The sequence below is a fragment of the Escherichia sp. E3659 genome (assembly GCF_005781135.1).
In the GTDB taxonomy this organism is placed as follows: Bacteria; Pseudomonadota; Gammaproteobacteria; order Enterobacterales; family Enterobacteriaceae; genus Escherichia.
In genome coordinates this window covers 236,705-252,192 of sequence record NZ_VATQ01000015.1, presented here as the reverse complement: position 1 = coordinate 252,192, position 15,488 = coordinate 236,705, and the positions used below count along the sequence as shown (strand labels likewise).

The window sequence follows — 15,488 nt, the reverse complement described above, 5'->3', positions numbered from 1 at the left end:
TACCAATTCCGCCACCTTCGCCCAGTGCGAGCAATATCAACGTGGTTTTTGGTGCGAGGGGGGGGACTTGAACCCCCACGTCCGAAAGGACACTAACACCTGAAGCTAGCGCGTCTACCAATTCCGCCACCTTCGCATACCATCAATTCTTAAAAAAGAATTGCTACCACGGAGGCGCATTCTAGTGGTTTTCAGCTTTTCGTCAATAGTTAATTATCGCCTGATGTGTAATTGCTGGAAAAATGGCCATCAGCGGATTGTGGATAATTCGTTTGTCGGTCAGATAAGGCGTTCACGCCGCATCCAGCACGGCATGCGGCGACAGGTGCCAGATACTTAACCTTTCTTCGCCTGGCGGGTCATAATGGCGCGATACACCTTGAAGCGCCCGGTTTGTGCGATAACTTCATGGAAGCCAAATGTCTCATCCAGCACGTCCGGATAAGGCAGGAAGGCGTTCGCTACAATTCGCAGCTCGCCGCCGCTGTTAAGATGACGCACCGCGCCGCGAATCAGCGTTTGCGCCGCATCCAGGCTGGTTTGCATCCCATCGTGGAACGGCGGGTTGGAGATGATCATATCAAAACGACCTTTCACCTCGGAAAAGACGTTGCTGGCAAAGACTTCACCTTCAACACCGTTGGCCGCAAGTGTTGCACGGCTGGCTTCTACCGCCGGGGCAGAGACATCGCACAGAGTGAGACGAATTTTCGGCGAATGGCGTGCAAAGGCAACCGAAAGCACGCCCGAGCCACAGCCGACATCCAGCACTTTACCTTTCGTGTGCGGGGTTAACGTCGAGAGCAGCAGCTGGCTGCCGACATCCAGACCGTCGCGGCTAAACACGCCCGGCAGCGTTTTGACCGTCAGGCCATCGACGCTGTATTCGCCCCAGAATTTATCGGCATCAAATACCGGCTGTTTTTCCAGACGACCAAAATAGAGGCCGCAGCGACGGGCGCTGTCGACTTTATTCAACGGCGCATAATCGGCCAGCATCTGCTCGGCGCTGCGTACGCCGCTGCGGTTTTCACCAACGACAAAAATATCCGTCCCCACCGGCAGCAGAGAAAGTAAATTCATCAACTGGAACTGGGCTTCTGGTTTATTCTTTGGCCAGTAGTAAATCAGCGTATCGCAATCTGCGACGTCATCCGCCGTGGCGACCAGACTAAAACGGGCATTATCTCCCATCTGGCGGCTTAACACCTGCCAGTGGTGGAATTGCTGGGTATGAGCACGGCTGGCCGCGGTATCTAAACGCGCGGGCAGGTCATCCTGTAAGTCTCCGGCAAACAGAATACGGCTTTGTTCGAAATCATCACTGTGACGCAGCAAGACTTCACTTGCCGGGGTAAATGCAGACATGGAATGCTCCTCAATTGATACTGGCGGCGATTATAGCCATATGTTGGCGCGGTATCGACGAATTTGCTATATTTGCGCCCCTGACAACAGGAGCGATTCGCTATGACATCCCGACGAGACTGGCAGTTACAGCAACTGGGCATTACCCAGTGGTCGCTGCGTCGCCCTGGCGCGTTGCAGGGGGAGATTGCCATTGCGATCCCGGCACACGTCCGTCTGGTGATGGTGGCAAACGATCTTCCCGCCCTGACCGATCCACTGGTGAGCGATGTTCTGCGTGCATTAACCGTCAGCCCCGATCAAGTGCTGCAACTGACGCCAGATAGGATCGCGATGCTGCCGCAAGGCAGTCGCTGCAACAGCTGGCGGTTGGGTACTGACGAACCGCTATCACTGGAAGGCGCTCAGGTGGCATCACCGGCGCTCACCGAATTACGGGCAAACCCAACGGCACGCGCCGCGTTATGGCAACAAATTTGCACATATGAACACGATTTCTTCCCTCGAAACGACTGATTTACCAGCGGCTTTCCACATTGAACAACGCGCCCACGCCTTTCCGTGGAGTGAAAAAACGTTTGCCAGCAATCAGGGCGAGCGTTATCTCAACTTTCAGTTAACGCAAAACGGCAAAATGGCGGCGTTTGCGATTACGCAAGTGGTGCTGGATGAAGCTACATTGTTCAATATTGCGGTCGATCCCGACTATCAGCGTCAGGGGCTGGGTAGGGCGCTGCTGGAACATCTGATCGACGAACTGGAAAAACGCGGCGTGGCGACGCTATGGCTGGAAGTCCGTGCCTCAAACGCTGCCGCCATTGCCCTGTACGAAAGTTTAGGCTTTAACGAGGCGACGATTCGCCGCAATTACTACCCCACCACGGACGGTCGCGAAGACGCCATCATCATGGCGTTGCCAATCAGTATGTAAGACAAGGTGGAATAATGAAGTGGGACTGGATTTTCTTTGATGCCGATGAAACGCTGTTTACCTTTGACTCATTCACCGGCCTGCAGCGGATGTTTCTTGATTACAGCGTCACCTTTACCGCTGAAGATTTTCAGGACTATCAGGCCGTTAACAAGCCACTGTGGGTGGATTATCAAAATGGCGCGATCACTTCATTACAGCTTCAGCACGGGCGTTTTGAGAGCTGGGCCGAACGGCTGAACGTCGAGCCGGGTAAACTCAACGATGCCTTTATTAATGCGATGGCGGAAATCTGTACGCCGCTGCCGGGGGCGGTTTCCCTGCTTAACGCCATTCGTGGCAACGCCAAAATCGGCATCATCACCAACGGTTTTAGCGCTTTGCAACAGGTGCGTCTGGAACGCACGGGCCTGCGTGATTACTTCGATTTGCTGGTGATTTCCGAAGAAGTTGGCGTTGCCAAACCGAATAAGAAAATTTTCGATTATGCGCTGGAACAGGCAGGCAATCCTGACCGTTCACGCGTGCTGATGGTTGGCGACACAGCTGAGTCCGATATTCTCGGTGGCATCAACGCCGGGCTTGCGACCTGCTGGCTGAATGCGCACAATCGCGAGCAACCAGAAGGCATCGCGCCCACCTGGACCGTTTCTTCGTTGCACGAACTGGAGCAGCTCCTGTGTAAACACTGATTGCCTCCCCCCCGTTGATGGGTAAAATAGCCGCAATTTTTCGTTTTCAACAAGCGCGGCGCGATGCCGCTTACTCAAGAAGAAAGAATTATGACGTTGTCTCCTTATTTGCAAGAGGTGGCGAAGCGCCGCACTTTTGCCATTATTTCTCACCCGGACGCCGGTAAAACTACCATCACCGAGAAGGTGCTGCTGTTCGGACAGGCCATTCAGACCGCCGGTACAGTAAAAGGCCGTGGTTCCAACCAGCACGCTAAGTCGGACTGGATGGAGATGGAAAAGCAGCGTGGGATCTCCATTACTACGTCTGTGATGCAGTTTCCGTATCATGACTGCCTGGTTAACCTGCTCGACACCCCGGGGCACGAAGACTTCTCGGAAGATACCTATCGTACCCTGACAGCGGTGGACTGCTGCCTGATGGTTATCGACGCCGCAAAAGGTGTTGAAGATCGTACCCGCAAGCTGATGGAAGTTACCCGTCTGCGCGACACGCCGATCCTCACCTTTATGAACAAACTTGACCGTGATATCCGCGACCCGATGGAACTGCTCGATGAAGTTGAGAACGAGCTGAAAATCGGCTGCGCACCGATCACCTGGCCGATTGGCTGCGGCAAGCTGTTTAAAGGCGTTTACCACCTTTATAAAGATGAAACCTATCTCTATCAGAGCGGTAAAGGCCACACCATTCAGGAAGTCCGCATTGTTAAAGGGCTGAATAACCCGGATCTCGACGCAGCGGTCGGTGAAGATCTGGCACAGCAGCTGCGTGACGAACTGGAACTGGTGAAAGGCGCATCTAACGAGTTCGACAAAGAGCTGTTCCTTGCGGGCGAAATCACCCCGGTATTCTTCGGTACTGCGCTGGGTAACTTCGGCGTCGATCATATGTTGGATGGCCTGGTGGAGTGGGCGCCTGCGCCGATGCCGCGTCAGACCGATACCCGTACCGTGGAAGCGAGCGAAGATAAATTTACCGGCTTCGTATTTAAAATTCAGGCCAACATGGACCCGAAACACCGTGACCGCGTGGCGTTTATGCGTGTGGTGTCCGGTAAATATGAAAAAGGCATGAAACTGCGCCAGGTGCGCACCGCGAAAGATGTGGTGATCTCCGACGCGCTGACCTTTATGGCGGGTGACCGTTCGCACGTTGAAGAAGCGTATCCGGGCGACATCCTTGGTCTGCACAACCACGGCACTATTCAGATCGGCGACACCTTTACCCAGGGTGAGATGATGAAGTTCACCGGTATTCCGAACTTCGCACCAGAACTGTTCCGTCGTATCCGCCTGAAAGATCCGCTGAAGCAAAAACAGCTGCTCAAAGGGCTGGTACAGCTTTCCGAAGAGGGCGCAGTGCAGGTGTTCCGTCCGATCTCCAACAACGATCTGATCGTTGGTGCGGTTGGTGTGCTGCAGTTTGATGTGGTGGTATCGCGCCTGAAGAGCGAATACAACGTCGAAGCGGTGTATGAGTCAGTCAACGTCGCCACCGCCCGCTGGGTAGAATGCGCGGACGCGAAGAAATTCGAAGAGTTCAAGCGTAAGAACGAAAGCCAACTGGCGCTGGATGGCGGCGACAATCTCGCTTACATCGCCACCAGCATGGTCAACCTGCGCCTGGCGCAGGAGCGTTACCCGGACGTTCAGTTCCACCAGACCCGCGAGCATTAATTCTTGCCTCCAGGGCGCGGTAACCGCCGCGCCCTGTCAATTTCCCTTCCTTATTAGCCGCTTGCGGAATGTTCTTAAAACATTCGCTTTTGCTTATGTTTGCGCGTTTTTTAGTCGATACGGCGAGCGGTTTCAAAATTGTGATCTATATTTAACAAAGTGATGACATTTGTGACGGCTTTAAATACCGATCAATACGTAGATATCAGTATTTAAAACCGTTAACTGTCATCCGATTGATATTAATAACTGATTCAGAGGCTGTAATGGTCGTTATTCATCACTCATCGCTTTTGTGATGACGACCATTGACTTCTGTACAGGGTGAAGTCTCTCCCTTTCAGCAATGCAACCTCGTGTTGCCTGGCTCAAATTACGAGCAAACATACAGGAATAAATCGATGACTATGACAAGACTGAAGATTTCGAAAACTCTGCTGGCTGTAATGTTGACCTCTGCCGTCGCGACCGGCTCTGCTTTTGCGGAAAACAGCGCGCAGACAACCAATGAAAGCGCAGGGCAAAAAGTCGATAGCTCTATGAATAAAGTCGGTAATTTCATGGATGACAGCGCCATCACCGCGAAAGTGAAGGCGGCCCTGGTGGATCATGACAACATCAAGAGCACTGATATCTCTGTCAAAACCGATCAAAAAGTTGTGACCCTGAGCGGTTTCGTTGAAAGCCAGGCCCAGGCCGAAGAGGCTGTGAAAGTGGCGAAAGGCGTTGAAGGCGTAACCTCTGTCAGCGACAAACTGCACGTTCGCGACGCTAAAGAAGGCTCTGTGAAGGGCTATGCGGGTGACACCGCCACCACCAGTGAAATCAAAGCCAAACTGCTGGCGGATGACATCGTCCCTTCCCGTCATGTGAAAGTTGAAACCACCGACGGCGTGGTTCAGCTCTCCGGTACCGTCGATTCCCAGGCACAAAGCGACCGTGCTGAAAGTATCGCCAAAGCGGTAGATGGTGTGAAAAGCGTTAAAAATGATCTGAAAACTAAGTAATTCGTCGTAATTCGTTCTCCCGAACTTTGTCGGGAGGCGCGATGTGCACCACACTAAAAATATCGCATTGAGTGATTTTCACGCTCATATCAAGCGGTGACATTAACTATGGTAAAGGAGACGCTTATGTTTCGTTGGGGCATCATATTTCTGGTTATCGCGTTAATCGCCGCCGCACTTGGGTTTGGTGGGCTGGCCGGTACCGCTGCAGGCGCAGCTAAAATTGTCTTTGTCGTCGGGATTATTCTGTTCCTGGTGAGTTTGTTTATGGGCCGAAAACGACCCTAGATTTCAAACCATTAAGAAAATTTTATACAAAGCCAGTCCAGCGGACTGGCTTTTGCAGTTTTAGCGAATAATAAATTGCGTTACTTTGTCAGTCTTTCACAACAAAAACAGGAAGGCAGAGGTGGGGCAGCGAATACCTGTAACGCTTGGTAATATTGCGCCGTTGTCGCTAAGGCCGTTCCAGCCTGGACGAATTGCTCTGGTGTGCGAAGGCGGCGGGCAGCGTGGAATTTTCACGGCTGGTGTGCTGGATGAGTTTATGCGCGCGCAGTTTAATCCTTTCGATCTTTATCTCGGCACATCTGCCGGGGCGCAGAACCTTTCGGCATATATCTGCAATCAGCCCGGTTACGCGCGCAAAGTCATCATGCGCTATACCACAAAACGCGAATTTTTCGATCCAGTGCGCTTTGTCCGTGGAGGAAATCTTATCGATCTCGACTGGCTGGTGGAGGCCACCGCAAGCCAGATGCCGTTGCAAATGGACACCGCCGCGCGGCTGTTTGAGAGCGGTAAATCGTTTTATATGTGTGCCTGTCGTCAGGACGACTATGCGCCGAATTACTTTTTACCGACCAAACAAAACTGGCTGGATGTGATTCGCGCCTCCAGTGCGATACCTGGTTTTTATCGTAGCGGAGTGTCACTGGAAGGCATTAACTACCTGGATGGCGGGATCAGTGATGCGATTCCGGTTAAAGAGGCGGCAAGGCAGGGAGCAAAAACGTTGGTCGTCATCCGCACTGTGCCGTCACAAATGTACTACACGCCGCAGTGGTTCAAGCGTATGGAACGTTGGCTGGGTGACAGTAGCCTGCAGCCGCTGGTCAATCTGGTGCAGCATCATGAAACCAGCTATCGTGACATTCAGCAATTTATTGAGAAACCACCGGGCAAGCTGCGGATATTCGAAATTTATCCGCCGAAGCCATTACATAGTATCGCGCTTGGCAGTCGGATTCCGGCGCTGCGTGAAGACTATAAACTTGGGCGTTTATGCGGTCGTTATTTCCTCGCCACGGTTGGCAAGCTATTAACTGAAAAAGCGCCGCTTACCCGCCATTTGGTGCCAGTGGTGACGCCGGAATCGATTGTCATTCCGCCTGCGCCAGTCGCCAACGATACGCTGGTTGCCGAAGTGAGCGACGCTCCGCAGGCGAACGACCCGACATTTAACAATGAGGATCTGGCTTGATTTGCCGTTTTATCGACACCCACTGCCATTTTGATTTCCCGCCGTTTAGTGGCGATGAAGAGGCCAGCCTGCAACGCGCGGCACAAGCGGGCGTAGGCAAGATCATTGTTCCGGCGACAGAGGCGGAAAATTTTGCCCGCGTGCAGGCGTTAGCGGAAAAATATCAACCGCTGTATGCCGCATTGGGCTTGCATCCTGGTATGTTGGCAAAACATAACGATGCATCGCTGGAGCAGTTACAGCAGGCGCTGGAAAGGCGTCCGGCGAAGGTGGTGGCGGTGGGGGAGATCGGTCTGGATCTCTTCGGCGATGATCCGCAATTTGAGAGGCAGCGGTGGTTGCTCGACGAACAACTGAAACTGGCGAAACGCTACGATCTGCCGGTGATCCTTCATTCACGGCGCACGCACGACAAACTGGCGATGCATCTTAAGCGTCACGATTTGCCGTGCACTGGCGTGGTTCACGGTTTTTCCGGCAGCTTGCAGCAGGCCGAACGGTTTGTACAGCTGGGCTACAAAATTGGCGTAGGCGGTACTATCACCTATCCACGCGCCAGTAAAACCCGTGCTGTCATCGCAAAATTACCGCTGGCATCGTTGTTGCTGGAAACCGATGCGCCGGATATGCCGCTCAACGGTTTTCAGGGGCAGCCTAACCGCCCGGAGCAGGCTGCCCGTGTGTTTGCCGTGCTTTGTGAGTTACGCCCGGAGCCCGCGGATGAGATTGCCGAAGTGTTGCTTAATAACACGTATACGTTGTTTAACGTTCGTGGGTAGTTTGCCCTTCGTAGGCAGCATCCGGCAGTCGGCGCACAATGCCTGATGCGACGCTTGTCGCGTCTTATCATGCCTACAAGTCTGTGCCGAACCGTAGGCCGCATCCGGCAGTCGGCGCACAATGCCAGATGCGACGCTTGTCGCGTCTTATCATGCCTACAAGTTTGTGCCGATCCGTAGGCCGCATCCGGCATGTCACAAATACAGCGCCGGAAATATTAACCGGCTCACCCCGCGCACCTTTAACGCATCAGCCAACGACTCAACGTCTTCCGGCGTGGCGCTCGCCCAGCTTTGCGCCTCGCCATACACGCCGTGGGCATGAAACGCGTTCAGGCGTACCGGAACATCGCCAAGTCCCTTGATAAACGCCGCCAGTTCTTCGATGTGTTGCAAATAATCCACCTGGCCTGGGATTACCAGCAAACGCAGTTCCGCCAGCTTGCCGCGATCGGCAAGCAGACTAATGCTGCGCTTAATCTGCTGATTACCGCGTCCGGTTAGTTGTTGATGACATTTGTTCCCCCACGCTTTGAGATCGAGCATCGCGCCGTCGCACACCGGGAGTAATTTTTCCCAGCCGGTTTCGCTCAACATGCCGTTACTGTCCACCAGACAGGTGAGATGGCACAATTGCGGATCGTTTTTGATGGCAGTAAACAGCGCCACCACAAACGGCAGCTGGGTCGTGGCTTCGCCGCCGCTTACCGTAATCCCTTCAATAAACAGCACCGCTTTGCGGACATGGCTAAGCACCTCGTCCACGCTCATGGATTGCGCCATTGGCGTGGCGTGTTGTGGACACATCTTCAGGCAGGTATCACACTGCTCGCAAACCACAGCGTTCCACAGCACTTTGCCGTCAACAATCTGCAACGCCTGATGCGGACACTGTGGCATGCACTCTCCGCAATCATTGCAGCGCCCCATCGTCCACGGATTGTGACAATTTTTGCAGCGCAGATTGCAGCCCTGCAAAAACAGAGCCAGACGACTGCCTGGCCCGTCAACGCAGGAAAAGGGGATAATCTTACTGACTAAAGCGCATCTGCTGTTCATGGCTTATCACGCGCGGCTGGCGTTCCAGAATACGAGTGTTGCGTGCGGCTTCTTCTCCCAGCCAGGTGGTGTTGGTGCGTGAACCTTCGGCGCGATATTTTTCTAAATCCGACAAACGCACCATATAACCGGTAACGCGAACCAGATCGTTACCGCTGACATTGGCGGTAAATTCACGCATTCCGGCTTTAAAGGCACCGAGGCAAAGCTGTACCAGCGCCTGCGGATTACGTTTGATGGTTTCGTCGAGCGTCAGAATGTCGCTGATGCCGGAATAATAATAAGCATGATGCGGGGCGACAGTTTGCAGATGGGTGATCGGATCTGGCTCATCGCCATACGGCAAGCGTGCGCCCGGCGTGGTGCCGATATCGGAACTGATCCCCGACTGTGCGTGTAACATGGCGCGTTTTTGCCAGCCATATTTCACGGGGGTATTGGCGACAAACTCCGCCAGTTGCGCGCTGATGCGATAACCCACTTCATTTGCGGCGGCCTCTTTACCGTAGCGCGCGGCAATCCCTTCTTTCTCGCACAGCAAGTTAACTGCTTCCGCCAGCCCATACATGCCAAACATTGGCACAAAACGTTCAGGGTTAATCAGCCCTTCTTTCACCAGGAAGCTATTCTCAAAGAAGTGTGATTGTTGATAGAGGAATTCACACCGCGCATCGATGATGGCGATCTGCTGCTGGCAGTAGTGCGGTAGAGTGCGCGTAAAGAAGTCTTCCAGCGATTCGCTGCGCTCGGCAATGGCTTTCAGGTTAAGGCGCACCAGCGTGCTGCCACCACCCGCCAGCGGCAGTGAGTTGTAACAGCTCACAATTCCGTAGCCCCCTTTTGTGAAAATTTTATCATGCACCGGACCGTTGGCGATGTGCGGTTTGCTACATTCACAGATGTTTTTCGCCACTTCCAGCAGCAGGTCATCTGGGGTGATTTCAGGATCGTAGATAAAGGTCAGGTTCGGTGAAACCTGCTTCAGCTCTGCGTCTGCGCGTAAAATCGCTCGGGTAATGGGCGAATCAGACGGGCCGATATTGGCGTGCATAAAGGCGTCTGGCAGGGTTCTGTCGAGGTAACGCCAGAAACGTTTTATTCGAATGTCGATCTCGTCTTGTGTTAGAATTCTAACATACGGTTGCAACAACGCATCCAGCTGCCCCAGGTAGACCGGCATCGATGTGACCGAAGGGACATGATGATAAAGAATGGTCAACAGAGAGAGCGCGTCATCAAGATCTTTCGCGCCTTCCAGCTCCAGCCATTCGGAACCGTTCGCCAGAAAACGGGCGTAATCGGGTAAGACATAGCGCGGTTTGTACGGCGCATGACCTTCAAACATATCGCAGATTACGCCTTCATCCAGCGCGCGGCGGGCTTCGGCAGGTAGCTGCGGATAAGGCAGATTGTTTTCTGCTTCCAGCGCCAGAAAATGGCGTTTCTGCTCCGGACTAAGCACCGGACTTGTGACAATTTGCTGGCAACGTTGTTGCAGTGCAATCTCGTGAGAAGTGGGCATCTTCTTTTCCTTTTATGCCAAAGGTGATGCGCCATTGTAAGAAGTTTCGTGATGTTCACTTTGATCCTGATGCGTTTGTCACCACCGGCGCATTCATTTGAAAGTGAATTATTTGAACCAGATCGCATTACCGTAATGCAAATTTGTAAGTAGATTTTCTTAATTGTGATGTATATCGAAGTGTGTTGCGGAGTCGATGTTAGAATACTAACAAACTCGCAAGGTGAATTTTATTGGCGACAAGCCAGGAGAATGAAATGACTGATCTGAAAGCAAGCAGCCTGCGTGCACTGAAATTGATGGACCTGACTACCCTGAATGACGACGACACCGACGAGAAAGTGATCGCCCTGTGTCATCAGGCCAAAACTCCGGTCGGCAATACCGCTGCTATCTGTATCTATCCTCGCTTTATCCCGATTGCTCGCAAAACGCTGAAAGAGCAGGGCACCCCGGAAATCCGTATTGCTACGGTAACCAACTTCCCACACGGTAACGATGACATTGAAATTGCACTGGCAGAAACCCGTGCGGCAATCGCCTACGGTGCTGATGAAGTTGACGTGGTGTTCCCGTACCGTGCGCTGATGGCGGGCAACGAGCAAGTTGGTTTTGATCTGGTGAAAGCCTGTAAAGAGGCTTGCGCAGCGGCGAACGTACTGCTGAAAGTGATCATCGAAACCGGCGAACTGAAAGACGAAGCGCTGATCCGCAAAGCGTCTGAAATCTCCATCAAAGCGGGTGCCGACTTCATCAAAACCTCTACCGGTAAAGTGGCAGTGAACGCGACGCCGGAAAGCGCGCGCATCATGATGGAAGTGATCCGTGATATGGGCGTAGAGAAAACCGTTGGTTTCAAACCGGCGGGCGGCGTGCGTACTGCGGAAGATGCGCAGAAATATCTCGCCATTGCAGATGAACTGTTCGGTGCTGACTGGGCAGATGCGCGCCACTATCGCTTTGGTGCTTCCAGCCTGCTGGCAAGCCTGCTGAAAGCTCTGGGCCACGGCGACGGTAAGAGCGCCAGCAGTTACTAAGTAAGATGCTTTGCGCCTGATGCGCTGCGCTTATCAGGCCTACGAGACGTATCACCCGTAGGCCGGATAAGGCGTAGACGCATCCGGCAAAAGCCGCCTCATACTCTTTTCCACGGGAGGTTACCTTGTTTCTCGCACAAGAAATTATTCGTAAAAAACGTGATGGTCATGCGCTGAGTGATGAAGAAATTCGTTTCTTTATCAACGGCATTCGCGACAACACTATCTCCGAAGGGCAGATTGCCGCCCTCGCGATGACCATTTTCTTCCACGATATGACGATGCCGGAGCGTGTCTCGCTGACTATGGCGATGCGAGATTCAGGAACCGTTCTCGACTGGAAAAGCCTGCATCTGAATGGCCCGATTGTTGATAAACATTCCACCGGTGGCGTCGGCGATGTCACTTCGCTGATGTTGGGGCCAATGGTCGCAGCCTGCGGCGGTTACATTCCGATGATCTCCGGTCGCGGCCTCGGTCATACTGGCGGTACGCTCGACAAACTGGAATCCATCCCTGGCTTCGACATTTTCCCGGATGACAACCGTTTCCGCGAAATTATTAAAGACGTCGGCGTGGCGATTATCGGCCAGACCAGCTCACTGGCTCCGGCGGATAAACGTTTCTACGCGACCCGCGATATTACCGCAACCGTGGACTCCATTCCGCTGATCACCGCCTCTATTCTGGCGAAGAAACTGGCGGAAGGTCTGGACGCGCTGGTGATGGACGTGAAAGTGGGTAGCGGCGCGTTTATGCCGACCTACGAGCTCTCTGAAGCCCTTGCCGAAGCGATTGTTGGCGTGGCTAACGGCGCTGGCGTGCGCACCACCGCGCTGCTCACCGATATGAATCAGGTGCTGGCCTCCAGTGCAGGTAATGCGGTTGAAGTACGTGAAGCGGTGCAGTTCCTGACGGGTGAGTATCGTAACCCGCGTCTGTTTGATGTCACGATGGCGCTGTGCGTGGAGATGCTTATCTCCGGTAAACTGGCGAAAGATGACGCCGAAGCGCGCGCGAAATTGCAGGCGGTGCTGGACAACGGTAAAGCGGCAGAAGTCTTTGGTCGTATGGTAGCGGCACAAAAAGGTCCGACCGACTTCGTTGAGAACTACGCGAAGTATCTGCCGACAGCGATGCTGACGAAAGCAGTCTATGCTGATACCGAAGGTTTTGTCAGTGAAATGGATACCCGTGCGCTGGGGATGGCAGTGGTTGCAATGGGCGGCGGTCGCCGTCAGGCATCTGACACCATCGATTACAGCGTCGGCTTTACTGATATGGCGCGTCTGGGCGACCAGGTAGACGGTCAGCGTCCGCTGGCGGTTATCCACGCGAAAGACGAAAACAGCTGGCAGGAAGCGGCGAAAGCGGTGAAAGCGGCAATTAAACTTGCCGATAAAGCACCGGAAAGCACACCAACTGTCTATCGTCGTATCAGTGAATAACGGTATACTGATCTGATCATTTAAATTTGAAGCACTGAGTACGGAGAACATATGAAACGTGCATTTATTATGGTGCTGGACTCATTCGGCATCGGCGCTACAGAAGATGCAGAACGCTTTGGTGACGTCGGGGCTGACACCCTGGGTCATATCGCAGAAGCCTGTGCCAAAGGCGAAGCTGATAACGGTCGTAAAGGCCCGCTCAATCTGCCAAATCTGACCCGTCTGGGGCTGGCGAAAGCACATGAAGGTTCTACCGGTTTCATTCCGGCAGGAATGGACGGCAACGCTGAAGTTATCGGCGCGTACGCATGGGCGCACGAAATGTCATCCGGTAAAGATACCCCGTCTGGTCACTGGGAAATCGCCGGTGTCCCGGTTCTGTTTGAGTGGGGATACTTCTCCGATCACGAAAACAGCTTCCCGCAAGAGCTGCTGGATAAACTGGTCGAACGCGCTAATCTGCCGGGTTACCTCGGTAACTGCCACTCTTCCGGTACGGTCATTCTGGATCAACTGGGCGAAGAGCACATGAAAACCGGCAAGCCGATTTTCTATACCTCCGCTGACTCCGTGTTCCAGATTGCCTGCCACGAAGAAACTTTTGGCCTGGATAAACTCTACGAACTGTGTGAAATCGCCCGTGAAGAGCTGACCAACGGCGGCTACAACATCGGTCGTGTTATCGCTCGTCCGTTTATCGGCGACAAAGCCGGTAACTTCCAGCGTACCGGTAACCGTCACGACCTGGCTGTTGAACCGCCAGCACCGACCGTATTGCAAAAACTGGTTGATGAAAAACACGGTCAGGTGGTTTCTGTGGGTAAAATTGCAGACATCTACGCCAACTGCGGTATCACCAAGAAAGTGAAAGCGACCGGCCTGGACGCGCTGTTTGACGCCACCATCAAAGAGATGAAAGAAGCGGGTGATAACACCATCGTCTTCACTAACTTTGTTGACTTCGACTCTTCCTGGGGCCATCGTCGCGATGTCGCAGGCTATGCTGCGGGGCTGGAGCTGTTCGACCGCCGTCTGCCGGAGCTGATGTCTCTGCTGCGCGATGACGACATCCTGATCCTCACTGCTGACCACGGTTGTGACCCGACATGGACCGGTACTGACCATACCCGTGAACATATTCCGGTACTGGTTTACGGCCCGAAAGTAAAACCGGGCTCACTGGGTCACCGTGAAACCTTCGCGGATATCGGCCAGACGCTGGCAAAATATTTTGGTACTTCTGATATGGAATATGGCAAAGCCATGTTCTGATGGATTTGGGCGGAGCGTTGACTCCGCCTTTGTTATGTCACAAAAAGGATAAAACGATGGCTACTCCACACATTAATGCAGAAATGGGCGATTTCGCTGACGTAGTTTTGATGCCTGGCGACCCGCTGCGTGCGAAGTATATTGCTGAAACTTTCCTTGAAGATGCCCGTGAAGTGAACAACGTTCGCGGTATGCTGGGCTTCACTGGTACTTACAAAGGCCGCAAAATTTCCGTAATGGGTCACGGTATGGGTATCCCGTCCTGCTCCATCTACACCAAAGAACTGATCACCGATTTCGGCGTGAAGAAAATTATCCGCGTAGGTTCCTGTGGCGCTGTTCTGCCGCACGTAAAACTGCGTGACGTCGTTATCGGTATGGGTGCCTGCACCGATTCCAAAGTTAACCGTATCCGTTTTAAAGACCATGACTTCGCCGCTATCGCTGACTTTGACATGGTGCGTAACGCGGTAGACGCGGCTAAAGCCCTGGGCGTTGATGCGCGTGTTGGTAACCTGTTCTCCGCTGACCTGTTCTACTCTCCGGACGGCGAAATGTTCGACGTGATGGAAAAATACGGCATCCTCGGCGTGGAAATGGAAGCGGCTGGTATCTACGGCGTGGCTGCAGAGTTTGGTGCGAAAGCACTGGCTATCTGCACCGTGTCTGACCACATCCGTACTCACGAGCAGACCACTGCTGAAGAGCGTCAGACCACCTTCAACGACATGATCAAAATCGCACTGGAATCCGTTCTGCTGGGCGATAAAGAGTAATTGTGTTTCGCTGAAAGGCGATTGTCGTGTTAAGCCGGAGCGGGAGACTGCTCCGGCTTTTTAGTATCTATTCATCAATAGCAACTGATTTATACATTTACTATTATTTTTCATATGGATAGAAAATAAAATCCATTCAAGTATCTATTCACGAATCTATTCATTTATGTTCAGCCGTCATCCAGGAAGGGTATATCAGCAACTCTGGTGGACAACCATAAATTCCTGCCATTTTGCTTTTGATGTTTGAACTAAGCCGTTCCGTCTTTTCGAGCCGTTTTAGAGAATTAATCGAGATACCTAACATTTTACTTACTTCAGCAAGCGATAATTTATGCCTGATACGCACGGCGGCTAGCCAGGATATACCCTGGCTGAACATTAAATTGATAATCTCCCGTTCCTGGTTCTCCAGATCGATCATATTTCCT

General features: G+C 52.9%; 16 protein-coding genes and 1 tRNA gene. 12 read left to right on the top strand and 5 right to left on the bottom strand.

Annotated features, from left to right (window positions below):
- Positions 1-49: 49 nt before the first annotated feature.
- Both FEK47_RS13240 and rsmC read right to left on the bottom strand, forming a co-directional pair.
- A tRNA-Leu gene (locus FEK47_RS13240) sits at positions 50-136 on the bottom strand.
- Positions 137-336: 200 nt separating this feature from the next.
- Complete coding sequence (rsmC, locus tag FEK47_RS13235) at positions 337-1,368, bottom strand: 16S rRNA (guanine(1207)-N(2))-methyltransferase RsmC (RefSeq protein ID WP_135486704.1); 1,032 nt, start codon at positions 1,366-1,368, stop codon at positions 337-339.
- A gap of 102 nt (positions 1,369-1,470) precedes the next feature.
- Between rsmC and holD the strand changes: the two genes are divergently transcribed.
- The 8 genes from holD (at position 1,471) to FEK47_RS13195 (ending at position 7,940) form a co-directional block, all read left to right on the top strand.
- The gene (gene holD, locus FEK47_RS13230; protein ID WP_130204768.1) at positions 1,471-1,884 is read left to right on the top strand and encodes a DNA polymerase III subunit psi; all 414 of its coding nucleotides are present in this window, start codon (positions 1,471-1,473) and stop codon (positions 1,882-1,884) included.
- Positions 1,853-2,299, top strand: coding sequence for a ribosomal protein S18-alanine N-acetyltransferase (gene rimI, locus FEK47_RS13225; RefSeq protein WP_001092450.1), 447 nt, complete (start codon positions 1,853-1,855; stop codon positions 2,297-2,299). The genes holD and rimI overlap by 32 nt, the downstream gene beginning before the upstream one ends.
- 14 nt (positions 2,300-2,313) lie before the next feature.
- A complete protein-coding gene (gene yjjG / locus FEK47_RS13220; RefSeq protein WP_000870705.1) occupies positions 2,314-2,991 on the top strand; it encodes a pyrimidine 5'-nucleotidase in 678 nt (225 codons plus the stop codon).
- Positions 2,992-3,081: 90 nt separating this feature from the next.
- A complete protein-coding gene (prfC, locus tag FEK47_RS13215; RefSeq protein WP_000175943.1) occupies positions 3,082-4,671 on the top strand; it encodes a peptide chain release factor 3 in 1,590 nt (529 codons plus the stop codon).
- Positions 4,672-5,072: 401 nt separating this feature from the next.
- Positions 5,073-5,678 carry a molecular chaperone OsmY gene (osmY, locus tag FEK47_RS13210; RefSeq protein WP_130217540.1) on the top strand — a complete coding sequence of 202 codons (606 nt, stop codon included), beginning with the start codon at positions 5,073-5,075 and terminating at the stop codon, positions 5,676-5,678.
- A 126-nt stretch (positions 5,679-5,804) separates the two neighbouring features.
- Entirely contained in the window at positions 5,805-5,966 is a 162-nt protein-coding gene (locus FEK47_RS13205) for a DUF1328 family protein (RefSeq protein WP_000490275.1), read from the top strand.
- Between the two features lie 121 nt (positions 5,967-6,087).
- The gene (locus tag FEK47_RS13200) at positions 6,088-7,161 is read left to right on the top strand and encodes a patatin family protein (protein WP_130221689.1); all 1,074 of its coding nucleotides are present in this window, start codon (positions 6,088-6,090) and stop codon (positions 7,159-7,161) included.
- A complete protein-coding gene (locus FEK47_RS13195; RefSeq protein ID WP_135486703.1) occupies positions 7,158-7,940 on the top strand; it encodes a metal-dependent hydrolase in 783 nt (260 codons plus the stop codon). Before FEK47_RS13200 ends, FEK47_RS13195 begins: the two co-directional genes overlap by 4 nt.
- 195 nt (positions 7,941-8,135) lie before the next feature.
- Here FEK47_RS13195 and FEK47_RS13190 read toward each other — a convergent pair whose 3' ends face one another.
- Both FEK47_RS13190 and FEK47_RS13185 read right to left on the bottom strand, forming a co-directional pair.
- A complete protein-coding gene (locus tag FEK47_RS13190; protein ID WP_135486702.1) occupies positions 8,136-8,999 on the bottom strand; it encodes a YjjW family glycine radical enzyme activase in 864 nt (287 codons plus the stop codon).
- Positions 8,971-10,521 (bottom strand): YjjI family glycine radical enzyme, encoded by a 1,551-nt coding sequence (locus tag FEK47_RS13185; protein WP_135486701.1) that lies wholly within the window; start codon positions 10,519-10,521, stop codon positions 8,971-8,973. Before FEK47_RS13185 ends, FEK47_RS13190 begins: the two co-directional genes overlap by 29 nt.
- A gap of 257 nt (positions 10,522-10,778) precedes the next feature.
- On the opposite strand from FEK47_RS13185, the gene deoC reads away from it, so the two are divergent.
- From deoC to deoD, 4 genes are all read left to right on the top strand, one after another.
- Complete coding sequence (gene deoC / locus FEK47_RS13180; RefSeq protein WP_001295412.1) at positions 10,779-11,558, top strand: deoxyribose-phosphate aldolase; 780 nt, start codon at positions 10,779-10,781, stop codon at positions 11,556-11,558.
- A 125-nt stretch (positions 11,559-11,683) separates the two neighbouring features.
- Positions 11,684-13,006: a thymidine phosphorylase gene (gene deoA / locus FEK47_RS13175; protein ID WP_000477811.1), complete on the top strand. Its 1,323-nt coding sequence runs from the start codon at positions 11,684-11,686 to the stop codon at positions 13,004-13,006.
- Positions 13,007-13,057: 51 nt separating this feature from the next.
- Positions 13,058-14,281, top strand: a complete 1,224-nt coding sequence (deoB, locus tag FEK47_RS13170; RefSeq protein ID WP_000816471.1) for a phosphopentomutase — start codon at positions 13,058-13,060, stop codon at positions 14,279-14,281.
- A gap of 56 nt (positions 14,282-14,337) precedes the next feature.
- Positions 14,338-15,057 (top strand): purine-nucleoside phosphorylase, encoded by a 720-nt coding sequence (gene deoD, locus FEK47_RS13165; RefSeq protein ID WP_000224878.1) that lies wholly within the window; start codon positions 14,338-14,340, stop codon positions 15,055-15,057.
- A gap of 160 nt (positions 15,058-15,217) precedes the next feature.
- On the opposite strand, the gene FEK47_RS13160 is transcribed toward deoD, so the two are convergent.
- Complete coding sequence (locus FEK47_RS13160; protein WP_130221685.1) at positions 15,218-15,481, bottom strand: helix-turn-helix transcriptional regulator; 264 nt, start codon at positions 15,479-15,481, stop codon at positions 15,218-15,220.
- Positions 15,482-15,488: the final 7 nt, after the last annotated feature.

Coding starts and splice junctions, on each gene's coding strand:
- rsmC (WP_135486704.1), bottom strand. CDS start 1,368: ATGTCTGCATTTACCCCGGCAAGTGAAGTCTTGCTGCGTCACAGTGAT.
- holD (WP_130204768.1), top strand. CDS start 1,471: ATGACATCCCGACGAGACTGGCAGTTACAGCAACTGGGCATTACCCAG.
- rimI (WP_001092450.1), top strand. CDS start 1,853: ATGAACACGATTTCTTCCCTCGAAACGACTGATTTACCAGCGGCTTTC.
- yjjG (WP_000870705.1), top strand. CDS start 2,314: ATGAAGTGGGACTGGATTTTCTTTGATGCCGATGAAACGCTGTTTACC.
- prfC (WP_000175943.1), top strand. CDS start 3,082: ATGACGTTGTCTCCTTATTTGCAAGAGGTGGCGAAGCGCCGCACTTTT.
- osmY (WP_130217540.1), top strand. CDS start 5,073: ATGACTATGACAAGACTGAAGATTTCGAAAACTCTGCTGGCTGTAATG.
- FEK47_RS13205 (WP_000490275.1), top strand. CDS start 5,805: ATGTTTCGTTGGGGCATCATATTTCTGGTTATCGCGTTAATCGCCGCC.
- FEK47_RS13190 (WP_135486702.1), bottom strand. CDS start 8,999: ATGAACAGCAGATGCGCTTTAGTCAGTAAGATTATCCCCTTTTCCTGC.
- FEK47_RS13185 (WP_135486701.1), bottom strand. CDS start 10,521: ATGCCCACTTCTCACGAGATTGCACTGCAACAACGTTGCCAGCAAATT.
- deoC (WP_001295412.1), top strand. CDS start 10,779: ATGACTGATCTGAAAGCAAGCAGCCTGCGTGCACTGAAATTGATGGAC.
- deoB (WP_000816471.1), top strand. CDS start 13,058: ATGAAACGTGCATTTATTATGGTGCTGGACTCATTCGGCATCGGCGCT.
- deoD (WP_000224878.1), top strand. CDS start 14,338: ATGGCTACTCCACACATTAATGCAGAAATGGGCGATTTCGCTGACGTA.
- FEK47_RS13160 (WP_130221685.1), bottom strand. CDS start 15,481: ATGATCGATCTGGAGAACCAGGAACGGGAGATTATCAATTTAATGTTC.